This is a genomic window from Sphingobium sp. JAI105, assembly GCF_015752145.1.
GTDB lineage: Bacteria > Pseudomonadota > Alphaproteobacteria > Sphingomonadales > Sphingomonadaceae > Sphingobium > Sphingobium xenophagum.
Genome location: NZ_JADOUC010000001.1, coordinates 2,088,496 through 2,104,126, shown reverse-complemented (window position 1 = coordinate 2,104,126; position 15,631 = coordinate 2,088,496). Strand labels below are relative to the sequence as shown.

The following is a 15,631-nucleotide window of genomic DNA, read 5'->3' as shown; positions in this document are numbered from 1 at the left end:
TTGACTAGTCAGACAAATAGCAGGATCAGAGAATGGTTCAGCGTAAAAACGGGACAATAAAGATCACACTCTGGGAGGGGCAGGCGGCGATGTTTGCGAAGAAATTTTCGGTTGGTGTCAGCAGCGTAGCGCTCGCTATATGCGGAGCCGGGCTCGTGTTGCCCGCTTATGCGCAAGATGCTGGCGCGACCAAGGCATCCGACGCCGGGGCAACCGATGAATCGATCATCGTCACGGCGCGCCGACAAGCGTTGAAAGACGCCATCAGCATCAAGAGGGACTCCAACACGATCGTTGATTCCGTCGTTGCCGACGACGCGGGCCAACTGCCCGACAATTCGGTCACCGAAGTTCTTCAGCGCGTGTCAGGTGTCTCGATCTCTCGCTTCGCGGGGGCAAACGGCGGTAATACCGCATTCCAGATCGAGGGGTCGGGAATTACCGTGCGCGGCCTGCCCTTCAATTCGAGCATGCTCAACGGACGGCAGGTGTTCAGCGCCAACGGTGCAAGCTCCATCAGTTGGAACGAGGTCACGCCCGAGTTGATGGCGGGGGTTGACGTTTACAAGGCGGCGCGCGCCGATCTGATCGAAGGTGGCGCATCCTTGATCAATCTTCGCACGCATGTGCCGTTCGATTTCAAGGACACCCAGTTCAACCTCACCTTGGGCGGTAGCTACGGTACTCAGGTGAAAAAGAACTCGCCCCGCCTTTCCGCGATGTATTCTAGGCGTTTCGATACCGGCATTGGCGAAATTGGCGTGCTGTGGGATTTGGCATTCAGCCGTCTGTATCAGCAGAGCAGCAATCTCCAGGTAGGCGCCATGTTTGGCGAATATGCGCCGACTTCCGTGCGTGAGGATGGTCTGGCCATTATTCCTGGTTCGTTTAACTGGAACTACAACCGGAGCAAGCGCGACCGTTACGGTGCCTACCAGGCCATTCAGTGGAAGCCGTCTTCCAACCTTACGCTGACCAACACGGTATTCTTCTCGCAATATATCGACGATAGTTATGGGATCAGCGGTTCCTTGGGCAAAAGACCATCCGCGACGATTGCGGTTATGCCGGTGCCTGGCAGCCCGGTCGAATATGATGCCAATGGTGCCTTCAGGAAGGGAACGCTCGCCGCGCTATCTACTGGCAAGGCAAAGCTGTTCGACAACACGACGTTCGGTAGCTGGCTGCCCGCCCATTATCAGATAGATTGCGGCGCTACCTATGGCACTCCCGCATCATCGGTCCTGTGGGACTGGACGGCTGATGCAGGTATCGATCCGTCGAATCCTCCCGCAGGATGGAATGGGAGGATTCTGGCCCAGTGCACCCCCCCCAACACATCACTGCAGCCCAGCGGCAGGACGTCGACATCGCATACCAAGAATTCCACACTGGATATTTCGGAAAGTTTCGTCTGGACCCCTGCTGACCGGCTGGCGGTGCGTGGCGGCGTGCAATATGTCCGTTCCACCTCGATTGGGAAGAGCATGTCTGTCGGCATTTCCCAGGACAGCCCCTTGGTTGGTTCGATGGATGTTGACCTGACGGGATCGCTGCCAGCCGTATCCGGTTTGTCCACTGACGGTTTGCTCGATCCGAGCACGGCATATCTCAGCAGTATGTCTTATCGTGAACCCCATAATAAAGGAACGATGCTGGCGGGCAATCTCGACCTTGAATACAGGGTCAGCGATGGTGGATTTCTGCGCAAGATCGGGGTTGGTGTTCGTGCCTCCAGGCGCAACGAAAACGACAACTTCATAGGGACATATTATGCACCCCTCAGTCAGCCGTGGTTGAGGAAACCGCTGGGGCCGGAATGGGCTGCGGCGGGGCCGGGTAACATTCAATTTCTCAACAACCCAAATGTCTCACCGTCGGACTATAATATTTCACGATTCCCGAACTACTTCGGCGGCAGAGGGGCCGTTCCGGCACAGCTATTGGTTCCCAGCAAGTCGCTCATGCAGAGTTACGATTGGTACTATTTACTCCAGAAGTATAATGGCCAGTTGCCTGAGACGGACGCTAACGGCAATGTAACAGAAGACACGCCAGAGAATTATTGGACAAAATATATCGATCAAGGTCTTAATAAGACCAATACCCGCGTCAAAAATATGGCTGCCTATGTCCAGGCCAGTTTCGCGCATGATCGTATCGGAATTATTCCGCGATTCTCGGGCAATATCGGCGTTCGTATATTCCGTGATTCAATACGAGCGAGTGGTCTTCTGCACACACCGCTAACAGCTAATCTTGCTTTGACCGAAGAAGACAGTACAGCATATTTTAACGCATCAAATGGTATTCAGGGTGCGACGACATTCCCGACGCTCTATAAGCTAACCGAAGCTTATAGCATGCAGACACGCAGCTATGATTACACCCGCGTTCTGCCTTCGTTCAATATTAAGTTTGACGTGACTGACAAATTCATTGTTCGCGGTGCGGCGTCGCTGGCGTCTGCTCCGCCGAATCTCAATGACATTCGTGCGGGCGGCTCGATCACTGCCCGCTCACTCGAGAATCCCTTGAATTCGCAAGCGCCCAACATTCTCACGGGTGTTGTAGTCAACAGCGGTGGTGCAACCCTGAAGCCGACCATGATCACGAGCCAGGATCTGGTGTTCGAATATTATCCGTCATCATCCAGCCTCATCTATCTCGATGTGTTCGCCAAGCAGATCAAGGACCACCCGCAGTTCTATTCGTTCATTGCCAACAATCTGCCCATTCCGGCGACGGCAATAGAAGGTGGCCCAAGCGGGGTGGAAACGGATACGACTTTGGACGTTCCGTGGGTCTATCTGCAAAACAGAACCGCGACGGAAAAAGCCTATATCAAGGGTTTTGAGATTGGCGGACGGACATTCTTCGACAAGCTGCCAGGATTGCTTAGCGGGTTTGGCATTGAGGCAAACCTGACTTACATTGACAGCAAGAACCCGGCCCAACAGGCTAACAATATGTTGAGCCCTGCCACGCCCAACGGCGGTCTCAATCCGGACGGCACGGTGCCGCAGACCTATCCCAACCTGCCTTATGCCGGATTGTCGAAATGGGCTTACAACATCCAGTTGTTGTACAGCCGTAACAAACTCAATGTTCGTCTGGCGTATAACTGGCGTGACAAGGCATTGCTGTCGACTAATGTTAATCCGTTGTCCTTTGCGACGAGCGGCAACAACCCCTACACGCTCAATACAAGCCCGACCAACTTCGATGCCGATCATTCGTGGCCTGTGTACAACATGGTTCCAGCGTGGACTGCGGCGGCCGGTTATCTGGATCTGGGCGTGGATTACAAGGTGAGTGACAAGGTGTCGTTGTCGTTCCGCGCGAACAACATTCTTAACACGATTTCGAGAACATATCAGGAGCCTGTACCGGGCGTTCTCGTACCGTACGACTATAATGTTAGCGATCAGCGATATGATCTCACCATGAGAGTGAGGTTCTAACGGCTTGAAGAGGAGGAGGCGCTACTTGATAGGGCGCCCTCCTTATTTTCTTATATTGGTTTGTTTGGGTATATCGACTCGTAAGCATAGCCGCATGGCATGTACATTGACCGACATTTCGAATGCCGCATACCCTTGATACCTGTTCGATAAAGGCACTGAGATATTCATGGTAAGGCATGTTTATGAATAGTGGTCATCTTCGGGATATTGTCATTCTGGGTGGTGGTGCGGCGGGGTGGATAGCGGCCGCGTTGCTGGCCAAGAAAATTGATTGCGAACAAACGCGCATTACTCTGGTCGAATCGGAGCAGATCGGTACTATCGGCGTTGGCGAAGCAACGGTCCCTATCCTGGCGCAGTACAACGCCATGGTCGGCATTGATGAATTCGATTTTGTTCGCAGCACCCAGGGAACCTTCAAGCTGGGCATTGAATTTTGCGACTGGGGCACTGCCGGAAACCGCCATTTCCACGCATTCAGCGATTTTGGTCACCCTGTCGAAGGAATTTCGACCCACCACTATTGGCTGAGATTGCGCCAATCAGGTGAAGATTATCCGATCGAGGATTATTCATTTGCCTACGCCGTCGGGAAAAACAACAATTTCGCCCCGCACAACGAACGCTATCACTACGCCTATCATTTTGATGCCGGGCTATATGCCCGTTATCTGCGTGACGTCGCGACTGAACTGGGTGTGCAGCGTATCGAAGGCAAGATGACGCATTTCGATCTGGACCCCGAATCCGGCAACATCTCCGCTATCCATCTTGCCGATGGCCAAACGATTCCCGGCGACTTCTTTCTGGACTGCACCGGATTTGCGTCCGAATTGCTGGGAAAAGCATTGGACACGCCTTTTGTTGACTGGTCGCACTGGTTGCTATGCAACAGCGCCATTGCTGTGCCGTCAACCCGCATTGATACCCCCATGCCGTTTACCCGGTCTACCGCGCACGCCGGCGGGTGGCGCTGGACCATCCCGCTGCAGCATCGTAACGGCAATGGCATGGTCTATAGTTCGGATTACTGGAGCGACGACGCGGCGCGGGATGAATTGCTGGGCAGCATCAGCAGTGAGCCGCTTGCCGAACCGCGGCTGTTCCGCTTTACCTCCGGGCATCGCAAGCAGTTCTGGAACCGCAATTGTGTGGGGATCGGCTTTGCCTCCAGTTTTCTTGAGCCTTTGGAGTCCACGGGAATACAATTGATCGTTATGGGTGTTTTGAAGTTGCTCAGATACTTCCCCCAACGGGTCATCGACCCCGTTTTACGCAACGAATATAACCGACTCTCTACCATTGAGATCGAACGGATACGCGATTTTATCATTGCGCATTATTACCTTTCGCGCCGTCCCGAGCCGTTATGGGCCGCGTGCCGCAATATCGAAATTCCCGACAGTCTTCGGCACAAGATCGAAATCTGGAAAGCAAGCGGGCAAATTCCGTTGGGAGATTTGGAATCTTACATGGAGCCGAGTTGGGTCGCCATCTTGTTGGGCAACAACCTCGTGCCATCTCGCTACTCCGTATCGGCCGACAAGCACCCGCTCGACCAGATCCGTAACGGTATGAAACTGCGTCGTGAGGAGATTGTGCGTTCGGCGCGAGCGGTCACGTCGCATCGGGATTTCATTGATGGCCACTGCAAGGCGGTTCAATTGGAGTTTGATTGATATGACCTTGTGGCGATTACCCTGCCTGCAGCACCGTTCCGCGACCTCCTTGTCGCAGCGGAGTTTCACTGATCTTAATGGAGATATTGTGAACCATCCTCTCAGAAATCGCGCCGGGTCTCTAAACTTGAGACTTCTGGCATGCGTCACTGTGCTTGCCGTGCCGGTCACCGGTGTTAGCGCCAAGGTATCAGCTCCAAGCACCATATGGGCCAAAGCCGGTGTCGGTCGTGAACAGTTCAGCGCCGATGCGTTGGAATGCGGCATGCAGGGTCTGGCGGTGAACATCGATAATACCGAGGAAGTCAAAACACTGGCGCGGGCGTCCGAGCAACTGGAGGCAATCGACGCTTCCGCAATGGCCGCATTGACCGATGGCTCCAGTCAGTTTGGCCGGCCTGATTTGGACAGTGTACGAGTTCAGAACGGGCTGGATGTTGCTGCACGCAAGGCTGCCGACCAGCAGACTGTTATTGCGACTGCCCAGCCGGAGCAGCAATATGCGCGAATCAAGGAAATGATGTTCACGGTCGTGCGCAAATGCATGCTTAAGTTGGGTTACAACAAAATCGTCCTGACCGCGGATCAGCGCAACGAATATAGCAGTATGAAGGGCGGCGCCGATGCGCGTCGGAACTATATCCACCAATTGGCCAGCGATCCCCAGGTGCTCGAAACCCAGCGAGAAACGCCTGCGCCGTAAAGCGGTCCACACTCTGGTTGGCTGCGCCGATTCTTCAGCGTTCTGCCATCCGCGGCGGAGAGGCCGATGAATCGACTAAGGAAATGGTTGACGCCGCCAGCAGCGGCGCTTCTTGGCATGGCTACGGTCATGTCGGTGCAGGCCGCCAGTCGCCCCGGTGAGGAAAGGCCGGCGTCGATCACGCGCCTGCGCAGCAATTTCAACGCCGACTGGCGCTTCCAAATTGGCGATGCGCCCGGTGCCAAGGAGGCGGGATATGACGATCGTGCGTGGCAGCCTGTTGGCTTGCCGCACAGCTTTGGCATCCCATATTTCCAGGCGTCTCAGTTCTACACCGGCTACGGTTGGTATCGGAAACGTCTGACCGTGCCCGCCGCATGGCGCGGCCGACGGATCGCCCTGGAATTCGAGGGCGCCTTTCAGGACGCTGAAATCTTCGTCAACGGCATCCCTGTCGGGCGTCATCGCGGCGGTTATACCGGCTTTTCCGTCGACATAACATCGGCCGTGAGGACCGGCGAGAATAGCATTGCGGTGCGCGTCAACAATCTATGGGACCCGACCCTCGCCCCACGAGCGGGCGAGCATGTGTTTCAGGGTGGCATTTATCGCGACGTCTGGCTGGTGACGACCGATCCGGTGCACGTCGCCTGGTATGGAACCAGGGTGACGACGCCTGCACTGTCTGAACGAAGCGGTACCGTTGCGATCGATACCGAAGTGCGCAATGATGGCGGCAAGGCCGTGACCGTATCGCTGCGCACCGATATCCACGATCCGGCCGGCAAGATCGTCGCAACGATGAAGGAGGACGGACGGCGGCTTGAAGCCGGTGCCCTCGCCACGTTGAGCCAGTCGTCCGGGCCGATCATGGCTCCAGCACTTTGGAGCCCGGAAACACCCATCCTCTACAAGGCGGTGACCACGGTGCTGGCCAATGGTCGGCCGGTGGATCGATACGAAACGCCATTCGGGTTCCGCTGGTTCGAATGGACCGCAGATCGCGGTTTTTTCCTCAACGGGAAACACCGCTATTTGAAGGGCGCGAACGTGCATCAGGACCAGGCTGGTTGGGGCGATGCCGTGTCCAACCGCGCCATGGAACGCGACGTGCAAATGATGAAGGATGCCGGTTTCGATTTCATCCGCGGTTCGCACTATCCCCACGATCCCCACTTCGCCGAGGCAACCGACCAGATCGGCATGTTGTTCTGGTCCGAAGCGTCGTTCTGGGGGATTGGCGGTTTCGGGCCTGACGGAAGCTGGATGTCCAGCGCCTACCCCGTCGATCCCAGATACAAGGCGGGCTTTGAAGAGAGCGTCAAGCAGCAGTTGAGGGAGATGATCCGCATTTCCCGCAATCATCCGTCGGTCATCGCCTGGAGCATGAGCAACGAGCCATTTTTCTCGGCGGGCGAGGTCATGCCGGAGGTGCGGTATTTCCTCAAAGATCTGGTCGCGTTGAGCCATAAGCTCGATCCGACAAGGCCCGCCGCAATCGGTGGCGCGCAGCGCGGTGAGATCGACAAGCTGGGCGATGTGGCCGGTTATAATGGCGACGGGGCTGCGCTTTTCCCCAATCCGGGCATTCCCAACATGGTGTCGGAATATGGCTCCACCATGCTGGATAGGCCCGGCGAATTCGATCCAGGCTGGGGCGACTTGCCCAGAACGCCCGGCGCGGCGGAGGGGGAAGGGGAGTACCCCTGGCGCCTAGGTGGCGATCGGGTGAAGCTGTCTGGGCCGGGTTTGATCACGGCTCCATCGTGGGACGCAAATTCGGATCCATGGGGGTGGTCGACTATGCCCGCCTGCCCAAACGCAGCTATTATTGGTACCGTCAGGCTTATCGCGGCGTCGCGCCGCCCCAATGGCCTGTACAAGGTGAGCCAGCGGCGCTGCGCCTGACGTCTAACAGCGCAGTGATCGAACGGGCCGATGGGACCGATGACGTGCATGTGGTGGTCACCGTGCTCGATGCGCAGGGCCGCGCGCTGAGCAACAGCCCGCCGGTAACGCTGTCGATCGAATCGGGGCCGGGCGAATTGCCCACCGGCCGGACGATCCGCTTTGCGCCTGACAGTGACATTCCCATCCGCGATGGGCAGGCGGCCATCACGATGCGGAGCTGGCAATCGGGGAAGAGCATTTTGCGCGCCCGTTCGCCCGGCCTCAAGGACGCAATACTGACGACCGAAACGATCGGCGGACCGGCATTCGTCCCCGGAGTAACGCCGATTGCGCCCGATCGACCTTATACCGAAGCCAAGCGAACAGACGCTGAATTCATGTTCGCTCCCGATGCCAGTTTTGGGAAGGATAACCCGACAGGCGCGAGTTCCAGTGAACAGGGGCATTCATCCCGGCTGGTCAATGACGGCGATCCGGGAACGTCGTGGATGGCGGCGAAGGGCGATGATGCGCCATGGGTTTCGGTCAGTCCGGAAAAGATTCTGCAATTCCGAAAGCTGGAAATCACTTTCCCGCAGCCCGGCAATTATCGCTTCGTTGCTGAGGTGGAAGATCAGAATGGACGGTGGATCGTCGTGGCCGATCAATCAGCAACTACTGAGACGGCACAGAAGCGGATCATCGATGTGAAACGGGTCGTTGGATCGCGCCTGCGGATGAAAATCATGGCGCCGGCTGGCGCTGCTGCGGGTGTTGCCGACATCCGCATCATTGGCGCGATGTAGGCTTGGCAACAGGGAAGAGAGATTTTCTCTTTCAGTTCAGAATGAATGAAAGGCACTTTCCAATGAAATCTCTCGCCGGGAAAATGACGGTCGCGACGATGGCGGCAATAGTCTCGCTAACGTCCGCCCAGACGTCGGCACAGGGCACGCGCACAATTTCTGCTAACATGAAGTCGATTTCCGGGCCTATGAGCACGGTCTGGCGGGATTGCGTGGGTTCGGGTCATGCTGGGCTGTTGCTGCGCAAGGAAAATCAGGACCAGATGCGCCTGGTGCATGACGAGACTGGTTTCGAATATATCCGCTTCCACGGCATTTTTACCGAAGATACGGATGCTTATCGCGAGATTGACGGACGGCCCTATTATAATTTCGACCGGGTCAACCAGGTGTACCGCGAGGTGCTGAAGGCCGGTTTCAAGCCGATGATCGAAGTAAGCTTCATGCCCAAGGATCTGGCGTCGCAGGACCGCACAATCTTCTACTGGCGGGGCAATGTGTCGCCGCCCAAGGACTGGAAGAAATGGTCCGACTTCATCACGGCCTTCGTCCAGAATCTGGAGGCCAATTTCGGCAGGAAAGAGGTCGAAAGCTGGCGCTTCGAAATGTGGAACGAGCCAAATCTCGACGGGTTCTGGGTCAATGCCGACCAGCAGGCCTATTTCCGTCTCTATGGGGAAACGGTGAAGGCCATAAGGGGCGTAAACCCCGCGCTGAAAGTTGGCGGTCCGGCTACCGCAGGCGTCGCATGGATTCCCGAATTCATCGCCTATGCCGAAGCGAACAAGCTCCCTGTCGATTTCATCGCCACCCATACCTATGGTGTCGCGGGGGGCTTCCTCGACGAAAAGGGCCAGGGCGACAACAAGCTGGTGCCCGATCGAAATGCCGTGATCGGCGATATACGCAGGGCGCGCAGCCAGATTGATGCGTCATCCAAGCCGGGTCTGCCGCTCTACATTACGGAATGGAGCACCAGCTATAATCCGCGTGACCCCATTCACGATGCCTATCTGAGCGCTCCCTTCATCCTCAACAAGCTGAAAGGGACGGAAAAGGACGCCCAGTCGATGAGCTACTGGGTCTATTCCGACTTGTTCGAGGAAGCCGGTCCGCCGCCGACGCCTTTCCATGGTGGCTTTGGCCTCGTCAACCGGGAAGGCATCCGCAAATCTGCCTTCTTCGCCTATAAATATCTGCATGCGCTGGGTTCGCAGGAGTTGCGGAACAGCGACCAGGAATCCTGGCTGACGCGCGATGGAGACAATTTCGCCGGGGTGATCTGGAATTACACCATCCCCGACCAGAAAGAGAGCAACCGACCCTATTTCACCAAGGTTCATCCAGCGACGAATCTGGCGCCGGTTGACCTGAAACTCTCTTCGCTCAAGCCGGGCAGCTACAGGTTGCGGGTCTATCGCACTGGTTACAAGGCCAATGACCCCTATACGCAATATATGGAATGGGGCCGCCCTGACAAATTGACGTCGGACCAGATCAGCACTTTGCAGGGGCTGACCAGCGACGCGCCGGAGATCGACCAGACTGTCAAGGTGGGCGCAGATGGCGGCATGCGCCGCAGCATTCCGCTCCGAAGCAACGACGTATTGCTGGTGAAGCTTGAGAGAGCAGGGAGCTAACTATCGCGGCTTGATCTGGCACCCGCTTTCGGACGTCCTCGACAAGGAAGGATGGGCTATCGGCCCCGATCAGCCGTTTTTCGGGTGATAGCGCAGATTTGCGCGGCCTTTATGAGGCTCGGACAGGTTTGGACTGCGAAAGTTCAAAACCTGTCCGAACCAGGATGGGTCTATGCCGCTGGCCGAGACGACGACCCCGCGCATATTCTGCGTGAAATGGCCAACAGGCGACGGATGGACAGAGAGTGACGGCCGCGAGCGATATAGCTAAGGTGCGGCGGGGGCAGGGTGGTTCGACCGATGGGTTTCGTTCGCCAATCCGATCATCGTGCCAACAAAGCCTCCCGCCTTTTTCGTGCTGAGGAACGTTGCGTCCCCACCTGTCTGCAAAGGCCTCCATCCCGACCTGCCCCAGGCATAGGATGCGCTGAGCGCTCCACCGTCGATTGTCAACTTGAGCCGGACTGTCCGTGCTCCGCGTGGCAGGACCACCGACGAAACGGCCTTCCCGGCCTGCGGATCGCCCGCCGTTTCGCGGCGCATGACGGCAATCTGCCGCTTGCCCTGACTTTTGATCACGCCGAGAAAGAGATAGGCATTATCGCTTTGCAGCGCGACGAGGCCTGCACGGTCGCCTTCATGGTCAGGCTCATAGTCCAGCGCGGTCGATACTTCTGCCGTCGCGTGCGCCTGTTTGCGCGCAATGAAGGCTGGCGCTGCGGAAAGATCGCCGAAGCGATGACCCGGCGCCAGTATCAGGCGGCCTTCACTAAGGTCGTAAAAGGACTTGGCCGGTACGCGAATGCCCATCCAGCCCAGACCCAGACGCTTTTCGTCGAAATTATCGAAATAGGAGAAATCGCCATTCTGCGGTGTGCCGGGTTCAGTCACGCCCGCCGATGCTGGCTTGTCCAGAGCGAAGGGGATCGCTGTCCCATGTGGCAATATGGTGGGCCATCCGTCGGCCGACCAGCTGACGGGCAACAGATAGGTTTCCCGCCCGATATTATAGAAGGTTGGCGCGTAGGCGCGGGCTGCCAGAAAGACCGCCCACCAGTCACCTGACGGCGTGGTAACGAACTTTGCATGACCGGCGGCTTCGACCGGGTGGGGCCGCGTCGTCGGCAGATCGGCCTGCGTCAGGATCGGATTGCCCTTGAAGGCCTCATAAGGCCCGCCGATCATGCGACTGCGGAAAACGATTTGGGAATGTTTCTCGTCCGGGCCTGTGCCGCCCTCGGCAGCAATCAGATAATACCATCCATCTTTCTTGAAAATGTGCGGCCCCTCTGGCCAGAACAGATGCGGCGGATTTTCCCCGCCCCCTACCAGGGGGATGCGCGGCCCGACCGTCGTTTTGGCAACCGGGTCGAATGCCTGGAGCCATAGAACCCGGTGTCCGGGAAATTTTGCAGGGCCGTCGGGCGGGCCATTGTTTACAATGTAGGCCGTTCCGTCCTCATCCCAGAATAATGACGGGTCGATCCCGTCAAAATCCAGCCACACCGGATCCGACCAGGGGCCTTGCGGAGATTTTGCCGTGATCACGAAATTGCGGTTATTTGTCGAGACGATGTAGAAGGTGCCGTTATGATAGGAGATGTCAGGCGCCATGATGCCGCCCGAAACCCATTGATTTGAAAAATCGAACTGGCCGAAACGGCTTATGGCGTTACCAATCTGGCGCCACGTCACCAGATCGCGAGAGTGATAGATCGGTAGGCCGGGAAAGTTGGTGAAGCTGGAATTGACCAGATAATAGTCCTGCCCGACGCGGACGATGCTTGGATCCGGTGCATAGCCTGACAAGATCGGGTTGCGATATTGCCCTGGCCCCAGCGTAATTCTTTCCTGACTGCGACCGGCATAACTGAAATAGTCAAAGCGTGCGTCCCCGGCGGCGGCGCTCTGAGGCAGAACGGTGGTGAATGCGATGGTCGCAAGGGCGGTGAGCCTGATCATCGGCATCTCCGTTTCATTTGGTGTGTCCAGGCAGGTCGATGGGCGGCACAGTCCAGCGTATGACGCTGCCATATGTCATTGCGTCGCATAGTCGGGAGGGGGGCGGAGTTTGAGCCGTTCCGGCCAATCACATGCATTCCCGTGATAACGGTTGCTATGGTAGCCTCTTGCGCACCCAATTATGTTGCCTTCGTCCTCCGCGAGCCGTTGATGGGGCGCTCTATTTCAGGGATTCGGGTGCGCCTTGGCCCAGTCCAGTGCGCCCTGTAGGGTGGTCACCCAGACATCGCTGCGATGGGCGGCGAGCCAGTCGATCAGTTCGCGGTGTGCCGCTTTGGAAACCTGAAGATAATCGCCGCCGACACCATGGAACAGATAGACGGCCATGCCGCCACCGGCTTCCGCCTCCTTGGCGAACTCGATCAGCTTTGCGCCTGTGACGCCCTCTTCGAACCCGCGCGAGGGCATGCGCATCGGGTCCATCTTTGCGACGTCGGCGCGCAAATTCTCAGGCGAAGTGTAGACGCCGCGCACATATGTCACCAGCTTTGCGTCCCGCAACGCCTCCAGATAATTCACGCCGCCTGCCAGGGTTTGACCGCATGGCGACGCGAACCCATGGGTCGACTTGCCATCCAGCGAGGTCAGAAACACATTCTGTTCCTCAATCTCCTTCAGCATCTGCTCGGTTGTATAGACGTTGGATGTGTGGCTGAGATCGGTGGCGTTGCTGGAAGCTGGGCAGGCATGATATTTGGTGTGGTTACCAAGTTCGTGTCCCTTCTTCGCCACATCGCGCCAACGCGACAGCGCGGAGGGTTTTACGCTGGCGAGAAAGAAGGTGGCCTTGAACCCGGCCTCGTCCAGTACCGGCACGGCGTTGTCGAGTTGGGAATCCAGCGCATCGTCATATGTCAGCACGATGGCCGCCTTGGCCCCATTGGGCCATTTATTAGCCGACGCCGCAGACACGCCGCACACCAGACTCAGCGCGAGCGCCAAAATTCCTTTCATTATCATCCCCTCGATCAAGCAGTTTATTGATTCTGATAGCGGTACCATAAATTGTCTGCCGACAATACATCAATATGCTTTGATACGGGCGATGAGGATCGAAGCGCTTTGGATATTGAGCCACGCCGGGCGAGGATAAAACTGTCGGCGCGTATTCAGCCTTGGGACGCACTGACTAGCTGCGGGGCGATGTGATTCAGCCCTGTTGGCCGATACCCTCAGCTACCCTGAATTCGCAAATCCACCAGCGGAAACCGGTGGACGCTGGACACAAAAAACCGCTGAATTCAGCGGTCTTTTTTGATCTCTGCGGATTTCTCTGGAGGAACAAATGGCGCCAGAAGAGCTTTCGCCATGGACAAGCAATTTATTAATCTAACAGCGAATTACTGTTCAATAAATCGCCTAGATCGTATTTAGAAAGTTGGAGAATCTCGGAAAAAAGCGAGCGTGAATGAATTGGACGATTTACACTTCTCGAGCATTATTGTGAACGTGATTACTCTAATATTTTTTGCCCAAATAAAGCTTGGTCGCATCGGCCCAGACGGCAATTCACGATCAGGCGTCGTCGTTACTCTGCGGTTAAGTAAGCGTCCGGATTTGCCAGGAGTCGTCGGCCGAGCGTCATGTAACCGCCGGTCGACAGCCGCTCAGACATTGCCAGCTTGCCGAAACAGGCCGTTTTAGGAATGCGCGACCGTCCTGCTTCTCCAAGCTCGATATGCCGTTTCGGGAAAACGCAATCGGGAACAACCCTTGTCCGAACCCGCCACGGACATATCTAACGCCGCGAGGAGTTATTTTGCGCCATGACGCTGGACGAGTTGGGCACACGCATCTGCATCATGGGACCGTCGAACAGCGGCAAGTCGGCACTTGCGGATGCAATAGGGCGAGCGCAGAGCTTGGAGGTGATCCATCTCGACCAGCTACGCCATCTCCCGCACACCGACTGGGTTCCACGAGCGCCAGACGAGTTCGCGGCGCTGCACGATACGGCGATCGCTGGCGACCACTGGGTGGTCGAAGGCAATTACTCCCGATTGCTCCTCCAACGGCTGAAACGAGCGACCGACTTCATCCTTTTCGACGTTCCAATGACAATCAGCCTGTTTAGGTACATTCGGCGCTGCTGGTTCGAGCGCGATCGTCGCGGAGCGCTGGAGGGCGGTCGCGATAGCGTAAAATGGGATATGATCCGACACATCGTCTTCGCCACCAGAGCCAACCGCACTCGTCATCGCGACATGATCGACGGCATAGGCCTGCCCAAGATACACATCACTACGACCAAAGCGCTGGCAGCCTTCTACCACGCCAACGGCCTGGGGCGTTAGGCCGCACATTCTCGTCTCGGCATCCCGATCGGGACTCGCGCGAACGGCGGCTCTCGATTGAACCCGCCTTTTGACGAATTCTTTGTAAACGAATGCAAAGTCCCACGACGCGGCGTTGGCCCAGGGTGAAATCGACCCTTGTCGGACGCTCAGCGGCTGAATTTCACTCTCGCGGGTCTCCGGGCAGGTGTCGACCAAATTAGCCCTTTCGTCGGATGAGGGCATGACTGCTGATCTCGAAAATCCGAACGAAGCTTTTTGGACAGGCGCCAAAGACGTTTGCCGAATTGGCATAATCTACGGGGCAAAATCGCCGGCACTTGCAGCGATCGGCCGGGCCTCGGTCACCAGCGTCGATAGCAGTTTGCCCGGTTCCTCGCTGGTGATGTGATGGCCTGATCGCTCGAACCAGATCAATCGTTTCGACGGCGCGTCCACCCTCGCGAACCACTCGGCTGCCACCTCGCTCGACACATTCACGTCGTGCCGGCCAAGCAGCAGCACCAGCGGGACATTCAATCGCCGTATCGTCGAGAGGTCGGTTGCTAAAACCTTGGGCAGCAGGGCCTGGGTGACCGGTTCCTGACCCTTGAACGCGTTTCGGACATCTTCATCGGTGTATTCCGGAGCCAGCTTGAAAGCGGCCGCCTCGAAGTCGCCGCCCGGCCTGCGCCACGCCGCACCGCCGTAATGGTTCAGCCACTTGCGCTGCGTCAGGATAGCGGCAACGGTGAGCGGACGGTCAGCGGCGCCGTAGGGGGCGATTGCTTCCATTTCGTGCACGGCTTGCGTGTTACCGTCGGCCCGCGCCTTGGAAATTGTCCATTGCCAACCGCGCCGCTCGCTCTCCAGTCCGTCCGTTAGCTGGCCCATCCCAATGTAGGCATAGAGCCATTCGGGATGCGCTACCGCAAGCTTCAGTCCTAACATGCTGCCCCAGCTGTGTCCGAGCACGAACACCTTGCGCTTACCGAACCGCTTGCGTGCCCACTGCACCAACTCTTCGGCATCGGCTTGGAAGCGCTCGGGCGTCAACGTGGCAGGATCACTCGCGCCGCTCAATGTATACGTCTTGCCAGCGTTGCGCTGGTCCCAATGAATAACAGTGAAATACTCGTCCCACCCGCGAT

At 57.1% G+C, this 15,631-nt stretch carries 9 protein-coding genes and 1 pseudogene; 7 read left to right on the top strand and 3 right to left on the bottom strand.

Annotated features, from left to right (window positions below):
• Positions 1-32: 32 nt before the first annotated feature.
• From IWY39_RS10120 to IWY39_RS10095, 6 genes are all read left to right on the top strand, one after another.
• Positions 33-3,464 carry a TonB-dependent receptor gene (locus IWY39_RS10120; RefSeq protein ID WP_196871437.1) on the top strand — a complete coding sequence of 1,144 codons (3,432 nt, stop codon included), beginning with the start codon at positions 33-35 and terminating at the stop codon, positions 3,462-3,464.
• A 185-nt stretch (positions 3,465-3,649) separates the two neighbouring features.
• Complete coding sequence (locus tag IWY39_RS10115) at positions 3,650-5,146, top strand: tryptophan halogenase family protein (RefSeq protein ID WP_107124907.1); 1,497 nt, start codon at positions 3,650-3,652, stop codon at positions 5,144-5,146.
• Positions 5,147-5,234: 88 nt separating this feature from the next.
• On the top strand, positions 5,235-5,849 hold the full coding sequence (locus IWY39_RS10110; protein WP_145169746.1) for a hypothetical protein: 615 nt from the start codon (positions 5,235-5,237) through the stop codon (positions 5,847-5,849).
• Positions 5,850-5,915: 66 nt separating this feature from the next.
• Complete coding sequence (locus tag IWY39_RS10105; protein WP_196871436.1) at positions 5,916-7,757, top strand: glycoside hydrolase family 2 protein; 1,842 nt, start codon at positions 5,916-5,918, stop codon at positions 7,755-7,757.
• Positions 7,643-8,545 (top strand): discoidin domain-containing protein, encoded by a 903-nt coding sequence (locus IWY39_RS24445; RefSeq protein ID WP_196871435.1) that lies wholly within the window; start codon positions 7,643-7,645, stop codon positions 8,543-8,545. Before IWY39_RS10105 ends, IWY39_RS24445 begins: the two co-directional genes overlap by 115 nt.
• Positions 8,546-8,586: 41 nt before the next feature.
• Entirely contained in the window at positions 8,587-10,185 is a 1,599-nt protein-coding gene (locus IWY39_RS10095) for a GH39 family glycosyl hydrolase (RefSeq protein ID WP_315897826.1), read from the top strand.
• A gap of 267 nt (positions 10,186-10,452) precedes the next feature.
• Here IWY39_RS10095 and IWY39_RS10090 read toward each other — a convergent pair whose 3' ends face one another.
• The gene (locus IWY39_RS10090) at positions 10,453-12,147 is read right to left on the bottom strand and encodes a glycoside hydrolase family 43 protein (protein ID WP_107125021.1); all 1,695 of its coding nucleotides are present in this window, start codon (positions 12,145-12,147) and stop codon (positions 10,453-10,455) included.
• A 225-nt stretch (positions 12,148-12,372) separates the two neighbouring features.
• Positions 12,373-13,161 carry a polysaccharide deacetylase family protein gene (locus IWY39_RS10085; RefSeq protein WP_107124904.1) on the bottom strand — a complete coding sequence of 263 codons (789 nt, stop codon included), beginning with the start codon at positions 13,159-13,161 and terminating at the stop codon, positions 12,373-12,375.
• A gap of 812 nt (positions 13,162-13,973) precedes the next feature.
• On the opposite strand from IWY39_RS10085, the gene IWY39_RS10080 reads away from it, so the two are divergent.
• A complete protein-coding gene (locus IWY39_RS10080; protein WP_107124903.1) occupies positions 13,974-14,501 on the top strand; it encodes an AAA family ATPase in 528 nt (175 codons plus the stop codon).
• A 297-nt stretch (positions 14,502-14,798) separates the two neighbouring features.
• Here IWY39_RS10080 and IWY39_RS10075 read toward each other — a convergent pair.
• Positions 14,799-15,605 (bottom strand): annotated as a pseudogene (locus tag IWY39_RS10075) (alpha/beta fold hydrolase); the annotation flags it as partial.
• Positions 15,606-15,631 lie beyond the last annotated feature (26 nt).